The sequence below is a fragment of the Larkinella harenae genome (assembly GCF_054780515.1).
Genome location: NZ_BAAGWE010000001.1, coordinates 1,165,820 through 1,178,085, shown reverse-complemented (window position 1 = coordinate 1,178,085; position 12,266 = coordinate 1,165,820). Strand labels below are relative to the sequence as shown.

The 12,266-nt window shown below is 49.4% G+C and carries 12 protein-coding genes; 6 read left to right on the top strand and 6 right to left on the bottom strand.

Features of this window, described 5'->3' with window-relative positions:
* The first annotated feature begins 10 nt into the window (after positions 1-10).
* A complete protein-coding gene (locus ACYVH9_RS04785; RefSeq protein WP_460635155.1) occupies positions 11-1,162 on the top strand; it encodes a sigma-54-dependent transcriptional regulator in 1,152 nt (383 codons plus the stop codon).
* A 52-nt stretch (positions 1,163-1,214) separates the two neighbouring features.
* Here ACYVH9_RS04785 and ACYVH9_RS04780 read toward each other — a convergent pair whose 3' ends face one another.
* The gene (locus tag ACYVH9_RS04780) at positions 1,215-2,312 is read right to left on the bottom strand and encodes a LuxE/PaaK family acyltransferase (RefSeq protein WP_460635154.1); all 1,098 of its coding nucleotides are present in this window, start codon (positions 2,310-2,312) and stop codon (positions 1,215-1,217) included.
* 43 nt (positions 2,313-2,355) lie between these two features.
* Between ACYVH9_RS04780 and ACYVH9_RS04775 the strand changes: the two genes are divergently transcribed.
* A complete protein-coding gene (locus tag ACYVH9_RS04775) occupies positions 2,356-2,880 on the top strand; it encodes a hypothetical protein (RefSeq protein WP_460635153.1) in 525 nt (174 codons plus the stop codon).
* A gap of 22 nt (positions 2,881-2,902) precedes the next feature.
* On the opposite strand, the gene ACYVH9_RS04770 is transcribed toward ACYVH9_RS04775, so the two are convergent.
* A complete protein-coding gene (locus tag ACYVH9_RS04770; protein ID WP_460635152.1) occupies positions 2,903-4,141 on the bottom strand; it encodes a sensor histidine kinase in 1,239 nt (412 codons plus the stop codon).
* A gap of 320 nt (positions 4,142-4,461) precedes the next feature.
* Between ACYVH9_RS04770 and hemA the strand changes: the two genes are divergently transcribed.
* Complete coding sequence (hemA, locus tag ACYVH9_RS04765) at positions 4,462-5,775, top strand: glutamyl-tRNA reductase (protein WP_460635151.1); 1,314 nt, start codon at positions 4,462-4,464, stop codon at positions 5,773-5,775.
* A 192-nt stretch (positions 5,776-5,967) separates the two neighbouring features.
* Positions 5,968-6,585 carry a DUF4230 domain-containing protein gene (locus ACYVH9_RS04760; RefSeq protein ID WP_460635150.1) on the top strand — a complete coding sequence of 206 codons (618 nt, stop codon included), beginning with the start codon at positions 5,968-5,970 and terminating at the stop codon, positions 6,583-6,585.
* On the opposite strand, the gene eutC is transcribed toward ACYVH9_RS04760, so the two are convergent.
* On the bottom strand, positions 6,582-7,346 hold the full coding sequence (gene eutC, locus ACYVH9_RS04755; RefSeq protein WP_460635149.1) for an ethanolamine ammonia-lyase subunit EutC: 765 nt from the start codon (positions 7,344-7,346) through the stop codon (positions 6,582-6,584). The two genes, ACYVH9_RS04760 and eutC, sit on opposite strands and share 4 nt — an antisense overlap.
* Positions 7,330-8,715: an ethanolamine ammonia-lyase subunit EutB gene (locus ACYVH9_RS04750; RefSeq protein ID WP_460635148.1), complete on the bottom strand. Its 1,386-nt coding sequence runs from the start codon at positions 8,713-8,715 to the stop codon at positions 7,330-7,332. The genes eutC and ACYVH9_RS04750 overlap by 17 nt, the downstream gene beginning before the upstream one ends.
* Before the next feature lie 185 nt (positions 8,716-8,900).
* Between ACYVH9_RS04750 and ACYVH9_RS04745 the strand changes: the two genes are divergently transcribed.
* Together ACYVH9_RS04745 and ACYVH9_RS04740 are read left to right on the top strand one after the other, a co-directional pair.
* Positions 8,901-9,617, top strand: coding sequence for an HAD family hydrolase (locus ACYVH9_RS04745; protein ID WP_460635147.1), 717 nt, complete (start codon positions 8,901-8,903; stop codon positions 9,615-9,617).
* A 98-nt stretch (positions 9,618-9,715) separates the two neighbouring features.
* Positions 9,716-10,858, top strand: a complete 1,143-nt coding sequence (locus ACYVH9_RS04740; RefSeq protein WP_460635146.1) for a TIGR03364 family FAD-dependent oxidoreductase — start codon at positions 9,716-9,718, stop codon at positions 10,856-10,858.
* Between the two features lie 130 nt (positions 10,859-10,988).
* On the opposite strand, the gene ACYVH9_RS04735 is transcribed toward ACYVH9_RS04740, so the two are convergent.
* A complete protein-coding gene (locus ACYVH9_RS04735; RefSeq protein ID WP_460635145.1) occupies positions 10,989-11,468 on the bottom strand; it encodes a DUF5606 family protein in 480 nt (159 codons plus the stop codon).
* Between the two features lie 100 nt (positions 11,469-11,568).
* Entirely contained in the window at positions 11,569-12,189 is a 621-nt protein-coding gene (gene yihA, locus ACYVH9_RS04730; RefSeq protein WP_460635144.1) for a ribosome biogenesis GTP-binding protein YihA/YsxC, read from the bottom strand.
* Between the last annotated feature and the right edge of the window lie 77 nt (positions 12,190-12,266).

The following is a 12,266-nucleotide window of genomic DNA, read 5'->3' as shown; positions in this document are numbered from 1 at the left end:
CACTCTGACTATGGCGAGATTGATCATCGTTGATGATGAAAAAAGTATTCGGGACGCACTTCGTGATATTCTAGAGTATGAGGGGTACGAAGTTGACGAAGCAAAAGATGGCGAAGAAGGACTGGATCTAATCAAGCAGAACAGCTACGATGTTGCTCTTTGCGACATTAAAATGCCCAAGATGGATGGCCTTGAACTTCTTTTGAAGGCCGCCGAAATGGGTAGAGGGACTCAGTTTATCATGATTTCGGCCTACGGTAACGTTGAAAATGCCGTGGAAGCAACCAAGCGTGGCGCTTTCGACTTCATCACCAAACCACCCGACCTAAACCGCCTGCTGGTAACCGTGCGCAATGCGATCGAAAAAGCAAAACTGGTTACGGAGACCAAAACGCTAAAACGGCGTATTTATAAGCTCAATGAAATCGTAGGCGATTCCGACGCCATCCGCCGGGTCAAAGAAACCATCGACCGCGTAGCCCGCACCGAAGCCCGCGTTCTGATTACGGGTGCCAATGGTTCCGGCAAAGAAATGGTAGCCAAACAAATCCACGAAAAAGGCAGCCGGGCCGTGATGCCACTGATCGAGGTAAACTGCGCTGCTATTCCCAGTGAACTGATTGAGAGCGAGTTGTTTGGCCACGAAAAGGGAGCCTTTACCGGTGCCGCAGCCCGGCGACAGGGAAAGTTTGAACAGGCCGATGGCGGAACGCTGTTTCTGGATGAAATTGGCGATATGAGTCTGTCGGCCCAGGCCAAGGTATTGCGGGCGCTGCAAGAGAACAAAATTACCCGCGTGGGCGGTGATAAGGAAATAAAAATTAATGTCCGGGTAATTGCTGCCACCAACAAAGACCTCCGGAAAGAAATTGCAGATGGTAATTTTCGCGAGGATTTGTACCACCGGCTGAGTGTCATTCGGATTCATGTTCCGCCCCTGGCCGATCGCCAGGAGGACGTCCCGCTGTTGGCAGAAAAGTTTCTGCACGACATTGCGGAGGAGTACGGAGCCCCGCCCAAGGAAATTACGACCGATGCCATGGAGTACCTTCAATCACTCCCCTGGACCGGCAACGTCCGCGAACTTCGCAACGTAATTGAGCGACTTGTTATCCTTTGTGGTGATCAAATCAACCGCTATGATGTAGAAACTTACGCATAAATAATTCGCGGTTAGGCGCGGTTTTGGCTTTGGTCAATAACTCAAAACCGCGCTACAAAACCATTAGATTGCAACCGCGCACATCCGAATTATCAAAACGCCCGATGACTCGAAAAGCATCGGGTGTTCCTTTTTCATACTGTCCCAAATCCTGTGTTTCAATAAAACTACAGGAATCCAGATTGGCCAGATCAATAACATTAATTCCACCCGTCAGCCGGCTCGCCGACTCCGAAGATTCATAACTATGAAAGGGATCGTTTACGTCGCGGAGCCGGATACGCAGCGTCGGCGACATCCGGAACCCCCCCTGGCCCGTTGAATACGCCTGCGAAAGAAGTTCCGTCATGCCGTATTCAGAATGAACGGCCTCAATACCTAGTTGGCCCGTCAGCAGGTCGTGTACTTCTTCGCGAATTAGTTCCTGCCGCCGACCTTTCATGCCACCGGTTTCCATGACGATCAGTTCGGGAAGCCTCCGCAAAAACGAGAAATCCGTGCCGGATTCGGCCCAGTCGAGCAATGCAAACGTAACCCCGATAAGCAGGATCTTGCGGTTTGGTTCCGGCGCTGTGCTCAGCTGCCGAAGTGTAGCCGTCAAATCATCCGTATTGTGCAGAAAAAAACCCGATACGTCCGAGCTCGTTTTTTCAATAAACCGCTGAACCATATACACCAACGACGAGTTATTTCGTTCAAGGTATGACGGTAACAAGGCCAGAATATAAAAGCGGTCGAGTGGACCATAAACCCGCTCAAAGAGTTGTTGGCTAACGGTATCATACAAAACCGGATCGGGCACATAATGGCGGCTGTTGACCGAACCAGTTGTGCCGCTGCTTTCAAAAGTGAGTAAACCGCTGGTTGGAACAGCCCCTTCCGCCGAAGACGTCAGAACGGTGTGTTGTTTGAAAAAAGCAATCGGCAGAAACGGAATCTGATCAATACGCTGTATCTTTTCAGGCTGAATCCGCAGATGCCGCAGGTAGGTGGCATAGATGGAATTGAACCGGGACTGGTATTGAAACACATCGAGCGCGAGCGGCTCAAACGCCGATGGCTCTTCAGCTGCTAACCCGATAATCCGATTCCGAAGCTGCTGACGGATGCTGGAAGACGACAAAGTAATGGAAGAAATGGCCTTATTCACGTAAGCCAGTTATATTTAACAAGAACGATAGTCTATTAACACGATGTCTACGCGATTTATTCGACATGGTCTGTTTTTTTTCGGATTGGCCTCTTTGGTCATCTGCTGCATCGAGCCGCCCGACTTTAGCAATACCCCCAACATCGGATCACCTTCGGTTACATCATACCCGGCTTTCGATGACTTTTCCCAGGTTGAAAAAGACTCGGTGGTCATTACCGTTAGCTTTCAGGACGGCGACGGCGATCTGGGCTTATCACCGGATGAGCGGCAAAACATCGACTCGGTGGCCTACGGAACGTGGGGCAATTACGAACTGAAAGCCTACCGGCTCGTCAACGGAAAGTTCGAATATTACGATTTACCCATTTATAACCGTCTTTTCTTTCCACGCCTGAAAGCCGACAACAAGAAGAGCCCATTGGAAGGCAAACTGGACTTTTCGCAGAGCTTCCTACGGACGCGCAACACCCGCATGACACCGGTTAAATTTACCATTCGTATCCGGGATCGGCAATTGAATGTCAGCAACATTGTAGAAACCGATACAATTTCCGTACCTCTATAAAATTTTCGTCAAGAGCAGCTGATCAGCTGCTCTTGACGGTTTTTTGCCCTTTCACAATCGGCCCTTCCGCCATTACACTTTCCTTCAGCAAGATCCGGAAGGTCGTTCCTTTGCCCACTTCAGAATTTTTGACATAAAGCCGTCCGTCGTGGTATTCTTCGATAATCCGTTTGGCCAGCGTTAGCCCCAGCCCCCACCCCCGTTTTTTGGTGCTGTAGCCGGGATTGAACACTTTCTGCAAATTTGCCTTACTGATTCCTTTACCCGTGTCGGTAATATCGATGGCGATTTCGTTGCGCGGTAGCGGTATTAGCCGGATGGTTAGTTTACCCACGCCCCCCATGGCATCGACCGCATTTTTGCAAATGTTTTCGATCACCCATTCAAACAACAACTTGTTAATTTTAACCACTTTGCCATCTACCAGAAAATTTTCCACGTGCATTTTGACTTTCGTGGAAATCCGTTTCTCAAGGTAGCCAATGAACTGATAGACCGTTTCGTAAACATCTTCGCTTTTCAGCGTTGGAATAGAGCCAATGCTGGAGAATCGCGTGGCGATGGTTTCCAGGCGTTTAACGTCTTTTTCGATTTCGTCGGCAATGGATTGATCCATTGCCGGATCGGTTCGGAAGTATTCAACCCACGCCATCAGCGACGACAAGGGCGTACCCAATTGGTGAGCGGTTTCTTTGGCCAATCCAACCCAAACCCGGTTTTGCTCGGCTCGTCGGGCGGAGCTAAAGGCTAAATAAGCCAGAAAACCGAGCGTGATCAGCACCCCTAATTGAACGTACGGGAAAAACCGAAGTTGAGTCAACAGCGAGGAATTGTGGTAGTAAATAAACCCTCGTTTATTGTTTTCAAGCTCCACCACGATGGGCCTGTGTTCTTTTTTCATCTCCGCCAGCTCCTCTTCTTCCAGACGCCTTTTTTCCTCCTCGGTCATCCCCGGCGGGGTCTCAATGTTTGAATAAGCAATGGTATTCGTTTCGTCGATGTAAATAGTCTCAACCTGATTTTTCTGATTGACGAACAAAATCTCCTGTGTGATGAAGGTCACATCTTCGTCGGAATCATTGTTATAAATGTTAATCAGGGCTTTAGCGTACAACCGGACATAATTCTCCTCGCGCTCTTCCAGCTTCTCCACCAGGCTATTGGTGTACAAGAGCGAAGCCGTACCAACCAGCAGCAAATTCAGGGCAACAACAATTTTCAGCGTATTTCGCTGACCATATATATCGAGTGACTTTAACATATACTTTTGGTTCAGGCAACCCCACCAGACGTTCTGCGCATTCCTTGAAAATTATCAGTTAATCCGCTGACCATCATCATCCTATTCCATCCGTAACGGGCGTACCTTCGCATTGCTTACGGAATAACGCTCAATTTGAGCAATTCAATGCGCTTATTTCCCGTCTCACCGGAATAATATTGTAAATAGGATATAAAGGGGAGAACTTTGCAACAGTTTATAGAGATTCTAAATAAGTATCCAGTAAACTGAATCTACCCCAACAGTGTTTTCTGTAAGAGAATTGTATTGTAATTTTGGGCATTATTTGAATAGTAGCAATGCACGATTTCTTTAGATCAATTAGTCTTTCGCATAAAACCGCTCCACTGGCTGTTAGAGAGCTAATTGCATTAAACGAAGACGAGTCTAAGCAATTTCTGATCAAACTTCGGGAGTTTTTTGGAGCTACGGAAGCACTGGTTATTTCTACCTGCAACCGTACGGAGGTTTATTACACCTCTTCACAAAACCTAAATCAGGACATTGCCCGCCTGTTACTCGCAGAGAAAGGAATCATTTCCACCGACGATTACCTCGCTTATTTTCATTTTTTTGATACTCAGGCCACTGCAGTCCGGCATCTGTTTGAAGTCTGCACGGGGTTACACTCGCAGGTGGTCGGTGATATGCAGATTCCGAACCAGGTTAAACAGGCCTATCAATGGTCGGCTGATCTGGACATGGCGGGACCTTTCCTACACCGGTTGATGCACACCATCTTCTTCACCAACAAACGGGTTGCGCAGGAAACCAGTTTCCGCGACGGGGCCGCATCGGTTTCGTACGCTGCCGTTGAATTGATCGAAGAATTGGTTGGTGCCAGCGGATGTCCGTACATGTCAGAACATGGTTCGGCCAACCCGTCAATTCTGGTTATTGGGTTGGGTGAGATTGGGGCAGATATCTGTGAAAACCTCGCGGCCCGCAAACTAACCCGGATCACGCTCTGCAACCGGACTCGTTCAAAAGCCGACGCGCTGGCGGAAAAGCATTCGTTCCGCGTCGCCGATTTTGCGAATCTAACGGAAGAAATTGCCAAGGCCGATGTGATTATTTCCTCGGTGCTGGTCGAAAAACCGCTGATTACCGCCGACTTATTGTCGGGCCTAAACTCCTTGACGTTCAAATACATTTTTGATTTATCCGTACCCCGCAGTGTCGACATGAACATCGAACAAGTGCCGGGCGTACTTCTTTATAACATCGACCACATCCGCAATCGGGCCGACGAAGCCCTGAGCCGTCGGATGGCGTCAATTCCGCAGGTCGAAGCGATTATTGATCAATCCATTGGTGATTTCAATGACTGGTCGCGCGAGATGATCGTTTCCCCCACCATCAACAAATTTAAAAATGCCCTGGAGCAAATCCGGAAAGAGGAAATTGCCCGGCATTTGAAAAACATGACTGCTGAAGAGTCCGAGAAAGTGGAGAAAATTACGCGCAGCATCATGCAGAAAATTATGAAGGCACCGGTTTTGCAACTGAAAGCGGCCTGCAAACGGGGCGAAGCCGACACGCTGATCGATGTATTGACGGATTTGTTCGATTTAGAAAAACAACCGGTTGATGCGTCGCAGAACTTTCACTAACCTATGATGAATTAGTTTCCTGAAGTCCCAAACTAAGCAATTGGTTTGGGATTTTTCGTTATATAAACTCCGACTTACGATTCATAATTTACGGTTGCGATCATTAATCCTGATCATCTTAATCAATCTGAGGCTCTGCTCAATGGACGTCTACCGTAAACTGCAAACCGTAAATCAGCTAACCTACTCTTTATGACCCGTTTTCTCAATACATTAATTCGTTTGTTTCTTCTCCTCCTACTCATCGTTGGTCTGGTTGTGGTATGGGAGCAACTGCGTGGCTGGTCGCTTTTCAGTGGTTTGACGAAGAAAGAAAGTACGACCCAGACGGTGGTCTTGCAGGAAGTAACCGAATTGGGAAAGCTGGAGCTGGTTAAATACCGTTTCAAGGATATTGTAGAACACCAACTGGTGCGGGAGTGGCTGCCCAACTCCAAAGCCGTGCTAATTGTAGAAGGCGAAGCGGTCGGTTGCCTGGACCTGACCAAAATAAAACCGGAGGACATTACCACACAGGGTGACAGCCTGATTGTTCACCTGCCCGAGCCCGAACTTTGTTCCTACAAAATTGATCACCGGCGGTCGCGGGTTTTCAATACCGAATACGCTTTTTTTGAAGAAGCCCAACTGGTCAGTGAAGCATACCGGCGGGCCGAAAGCCAGATCCGGCAGTCGGCCGTCAATAGCGGCATACTGGACCAAACCCGGCAAAACGCCGATAAGATTCTCAAACCCATGCTGGAACGGATTTCTGGTAAAAAGGTTTTCCTGACTACCCGGATGAAAGCCACCTTACAACCGCTCCGCTAATGGAGCCATCGGCTGTCGTCAAACTCATCCTTCAACTGAACGCCCGATAATTTTCGGGTTCTCATCTCAGTCAGCAAATACAGCAGCTTTTGCACAGCGGCCTCGTACGGCAATCCTTCAGGGCGGATATTGGAAATGCAGTTGCGTGCCTCGTCAGTCATCCCCGGCTTCGGTCCGAACGTCAGATAAGCGCCCATGCTGTCGGGTGAAGTCAATCCCGGTCGTTCGCCGATTAACACCACGACGGTTTCGGCCTTCAGAGCGTGCGCAATTTCGTCACCAATGGCCACCCGCCCCTGCTCCACCAAGCATACTGGTGCCAATGTCCAGCCCACTTTTCGGATTGCTTCTGTTAAACGGGCAACAACCGCCAGCGCGTGACGGTTGATGGCCGTGGCCGATAAACCGTCGGCGATCACAATACAGAGGTCAAATCCGTTTAAACCTGCCCATTCTTGAAGACCTGGTAGGTTTTCGGTTTTCAGTTTGCGGCCCAGATCCGGTCGTTGAAGATATTGCGATCGATCTGCCACCTGGCTATGAAGCCGCAAAACCGGCTGATGAATTACTTCCATTTTTTGCAGAAGCTCCTCTACCGCCACCGCCGAAAAAACAGCATCGCGGGCGCGGGCATGATCCAGCTGAAAATCCAACAACGCGCGCGTAGGCAGGCTATGCCCCGTACGCCCCCGGGCGATCCGGGCAGACGTATGGCTCTGCAAAAAAGCCCACGGATCGGACTGTTCAGGTAGTTGTTTCATAAGCTTGCAGTAAACGGTGGGTGTTTTTAACGGGAAGTATTTTTCCGTCGGCGTTCATCAGTTCCATGCGCAACAGCCAGGATTCAAACTCTGGTGCGGGCCGCAACTGACACAAATCCCGCACGTACAGCGCATCGTGAAAGGATGTGCTCTGGTAGTGCAGCATCACATCGTCGGCACCAGGAATTCCCATGATAAAATTAACGCCCGCCGTGCCGAGTAAGGTCAGCAAAGTATCCATATCATCCTGATCTGCTTCGGCGTGGTTGGTATAGCAGATATCAACGCCCATCGGCAGGCCCAGCAATTTTCCACAACAATGATCTTCCAATCCGGCCCGAATGATCTGCTTCCCATTGTACAGGTATTCCGGTCCGATAAAACCGACTACCGTATTGACCAGCAACGGTTCAAAAAGCCGGGCAACGGCATACGCGCGCACCTCGCAGGTTTGCTGGTCTACGCCGTGGTGCGCATTCGCCGACAGCGCACTTCCCTGCCCCGTTTCAAAATACATGACATTTTGACCAACAGAACCCCGCTGCAACGAACGCCCCGCATCAAATCCCTCTCGTAACAGGGCCAGATCTACCCCGAATGATGCATTAACAGCTTCTGTGCCACCGATCGACTGAAAAACCAGATCCACCGGCGCGCCCTGTTCAATGGCCTGTAAAGTAGTGGTAATATGGCTCAAAACGCACGATTGCGTCGGAATGTCAAACCGTTGTCGAATCTGATCCATCATCTCAACGAGTCGCATGACGGTACGAACGTGATCCGTAGCCGGATTGATTCCAATCACAGCATCGCCACTTCCGTAAAACAACCCATCAATAATGCTGGCGGCAATGCCCCGGAAGTCGTCCGTTGGATGGTTGGGTTGGAGTCGCGTCGAGAACCGTCCTTTTAAACCAATCGTATTCCGAAACCGCGTTACGACCTCACACTTAGCCGCTACCGTAATTAAATCCTGGTTTCGCATCAATTTGCTCACAGCCGCCACCATCTCCGGGAGTAAGCCCGACCGCAGGTCCGCCAGTGTGTTCGTGTCAACACTGTCCGACAACAGGTAGTTGCGCAAATCGCCGACGGTCAGGTGGCTGATGGAAGCAAAAGCATTCGCATCGTGCGAATCCATAATGAGCCGGGTTACTTCATCCGATTCGTACGGAATAACGGCTTCGTTCAGAAAAACCGTCAGCGGCAGGTCGGCTAGCGCCATCTGGGCCGCCACCCGTTCCTCGGCGGTTTGTGCCGCTACCCCCGCCAGCTGATCGCCCGACCGCAACGGAGTGGCCTTTGCCAGCAGCGTTTTCAAGTCGTCGAAACGGTAGGTGAGGTTCCGGACAGAATAACGGTACGCCATAGTGGTAACAAAATCAAAAAGAGTTGTACGAAATCAGGATGTCCTAATGACAACACGCTTCAAAATGGAATCTACAAAGAAGCCCGGATAAGCTCAAGGATTACAGGAATTTAATAAACCGATAACCATTTATAAGCTAGCCTTTTGTATGTTTGATGATTGATCGTTTATCTATTTTTGCCCCAATGAAATCATTCCAACTGGTGGTCTTTGATATGGCTGGCACCACCGTCCGCGACCAGCACGAAGTTGAACGATGTTTTGCCCAGGCCGCATCCCAAACCGATTTGACGGTTAGTGATGAACGGATTCTCGCGATGCAGGGCTTGTCCAAACGGTTTGTCTTTGAAACGCTTTGGCGCGAGCAGGTAGACGGTGCTACGCCCAATGAGTTGAAGGAAAAAGTTGATCAATCCTATCAGTTGTTTACCGAAATCCTGGAAAATCACTACCGCACGCAACCTGTTTACCCCACCGAGGGCTGCCTGGAAGCATTTGCATTTCTGCGTGAAAATCACATCAAAATTGCGCTTACGACCGGTTTTTACCGAAAAGTGACGAATATAATCCTCGAAAAACTAGGCTGGCTCGACGGTTTGAACGAACACTATGTTGGCACCGATCAAACCGTTATTCAGGCATCCATTGCCAGCGATGAAGTCGACCAGGGGCGTCCTCAGCCTTTTATGATTCAGAAAGCAATGCGGTTGTTGGGCGTTACCGATCCAAAACGTGTGGTAAACTTGGGCGATACGCCATCCGACCTGTTGTCGGGGCAAGCCGCTGGTGTGGGCTTAAACCTGGGCGTGGTCAATGGCACGCACAGCCACAGCCAGCTCGAACCGCACCCGCACAACCACCTACTGGCGTCGCTACGCGACCTACCAGCGCTAATACAGTAAGTTAATTTGGGTGTACGGTATTGGTTACTAGCGACTCACCATAAACTGTATTCCAAAAATGGAAACGAAACAACCTCCTCATTTTTAATTCTTCCTTCGTGGCTTCTTTTGATTTTATCATCATCGGTTCGGGCGCGCTGGGCACCTTCCACGCACTTCACGCAGCCCGGGCGGGTAAAAAAGTGCTGATTCTGGAAAAAGACAACCGACCCGTAAGCGCTACCGTCCGCAATTTTGGTCAGGTGGTACCGTCGGGCCTGAGCGGACGTTGGTATCAGTACGGTCGGCGCAGCCTGGAAATTTACGGCGAAATTCAGCAGGAATACGATATTACGGTCCGGGCCAACGGCTCGGTTTACGTGGCTTCGGACGCGGACGAATGGGCGCTGGCCAACGAGCTTTACGACCAACGGCGGGCCGATGAATATCCGTGTGAATTGTGGTCAAAAGCACAAACCCTGGCGAAATACCCGGTTTTACGGCCCGATTACGTGCAGGGTGCTCTGTTTTTTCCCAATGAAGTTAGCGTTGAGCCCGATCAGATGATTTACCGGCTCCTCACGTATTTGACCACCAAGTACCCTAACGCAACGTATCGGCCCAATGCCGCCGTCATTCGCTGCGAATCAACCACCAGCGGGGCCGAAGTTGAGCTGGCTAGTGGCGAACGATTTCAGGCACAGAACGTTCTGCTCTGCAACGGTAGCGAATTCCGGTTGCTGTATCCCGACTTGTTCGCCCAAAGCGGTTTGGTGGTTAGTAAACTGCAAATGATGCAAACGGTTCCGATGCCAGAGGTAGCGCTTCCTGGCAATATTCTGACGGGTTTGACCATCCGCCGGTACGAATCCTTCACCGAATGTCCGTCATACGCCAACCTTCAGACGCCGGAACACCTGGCGGAGTTGAAGAAATGGGGTATCCACGTCCTGTTTAAACAGGCACTCGATGGCTCGTTGATCCTCGGCGATTCGCACGAATACGCATCAGCTACGCAAACCGACGATCTGGGTTTTGATACCAACGCTTACATTGATCAACTCATTATTCAGGAAGCCCGCCGAATTGTCACCTTTCCGGTGGATCGCATTCAGCGCAGTTGGGCCGGTTTTTACGCGCAGACGCCCGGCGAAATCTTTGAAGCCGATTTGGGTAACATCCACATTATCACCGGCATTGGTGGCAAAGGCATGACGTCCAGCGCCGGTTTTGCGGAAGAAACTATGAGGAAGTTCATGTAGCAATGCGGGAGAAGCTATTCGTAACGATTTTGTCTTTTGTTCCAGCTCTATTCTGGCGTCTTCAATGAATTAAAAAAAGCAGGAAGCCAAAGGCCATTCCTGCTTTTTAAATTACTGAAAATGGAATTCTTTATGCTTTTTGCTCCTCCGCTTCCCCGCTAACAGCCGGTTCTTCAGTTGAAGCTGTTTCAGTCGTTTCTTCAGTTGGTTGCTCAAAGGCTTCCGGCAGACTTTTCCGCAGAATGAAATACCAGCTGATCATCTTCTTCACATCTGACATATGTACCCGGTCACGGTCATAATCAGGAACAACTTCACCGATGAAATCAGCCAGTTCAGCATTCGACGCCGACTTCGGCGTTATCGGTAATTCATCGCCGTATTTCTCGTAAATCGCCAGAAACACATCGGCCAACGGTTTTGACTGTTCTTCGTCATCCGTATAAATCGAAATGTCTTTCAATACTGAAACCCGTGCGGTGGGACCAATCATTGACTTTTCTTTTCGCTCATCAAGTGACTCCACAATCACTCCGGCCCGGCTGGGTTTTACGATCCGGTAAAGGCCGCCCTTTCCGGCAATATTTGCAATTTCTTTCAGCGCTTCCATGCTGCGTGTTTAATGGGTAACGGACAATTTAACTTGGTTATTGCCAAATTTACGTAAAAACTGAAGGGCAAAGATAGCCTTAATAGTACATCGATCGTACTTATTTTTTTGTTTTTACCTGTTGATAATACTCTTTATTGAGCTGGTCGATATAGTTCAGAATCTCTTCTTTTCCCCGGTTGCTTACCGACGACGAAATGAACATCGGTGGCAGTTCGGCCCAGGTCTTCTTCATGGTCTGTTCATACTTCTTCACCATTTGATGAAGGGCGTTTGTACTAATTTTTTCGGTTTTTGTGAAGATGATTACAAATGGTATACCACGCTGTCCCATTCGCTCCATGAATTCCAGATCGATGCGTTGCGGTTCAATCCGCCCATCAACCAGCACAAATGTGCAGATCAGATTGGGACGGTCTGTCAGGTAGCTGTCAATCATTCGTTCCCATTTTTCCCGCTCCCGTTGCGGTGCCTTGGCAAAACCGTAGCCCGGCAGATCGACCAGGTACCAATCCGTGTTGATCAGAAAATGGTTGATCAATTGAGTTTTTCCGGGCGTCTGTGATGTTTTCGCCAACTTATGCCGGGTGGTCAACATATTAATGAGCGATGACTTCCCGACGTTTGAGCGCCCAATGAAGGCATACTCCGGCATATCCGGTTTTGGGCACCGGGTCGGATCGGAATTGCTCATCACAAATTCTGCTTGTTTTACTTCCATAGTCGTGCAACAAACGAATTATAGAATCGTTTGCGAACTGCAAAGTTCGTAAAGAATTGAGAAGAGTACTATTATGA

Coding starts and splice junctions, on each gene's coding strand:
- ACYVH9_RS04785 (WP_460635155.1), top strand. CDS start 11: ATGGCGAGATTGATCATCGTTGATGATGAAAAAAGTATTCGGGACGCA.
- ACYVH9_RS04775 (WP_460635153.1), top strand. CDS start 2,356: ATGTCTACGCGATTTATTCGACATGGTCTGTTTTTTTTCGGATTGGCC.
- ACYVH9_RS04770 (WP_460635152.1), bottom strand. CDS start 4,141: ATGTTAAAGTCACTCGATATATATGGTCAGCGAAATACGCTGAAAATT.
- hemA (WP_460635151.1), top strand. CDS start 4,462: ATGCACGATTTCTTTAGATCAATTAGTCTTTCGCATAAAACCGCTCCA.
- ACYVH9_RS04760 (WP_460635150.1), top strand. CDS start 5,968: ATGACCCGTTTTCTCAATACATTAATTCGTTTGTTTCTTCTCCTCCTA.
- eutC (WP_460635149.1), bottom strand. CDS start 7,346: ATGAAACAACTACCTGAACAGTCCGATCCGTGGGCTTTTTTGCAGAGC.
- ACYVH9_RS04750 (WP_460635148.1), bottom strand. CDS start 8,715: ATGGCGTACCGTTATTCTGTCCGGAACCTCACCTACCGTTTCGACGAC.
- ACYVH9_RS04745 (WP_460635147.1), top strand. CDS start 8,901: ATGAAATCATTCCAACTGGTGGTCTTTGATATGGCTGGCACCACCGTC.
- ACYVH9_RS04735 (WP_460635145.1), bottom strand. CDS start 11,468: ATGGAAGCGCTGAAAGAAATTGCAAATATTGCCGGAAAGGGCGGCCTT.
- yihA (WP_460635144.1), bottom strand. CDS start 12,189: ATGGAAGTAAAACAAGCAGAATTTGTGATGAGCAATTCCGATCCGACC.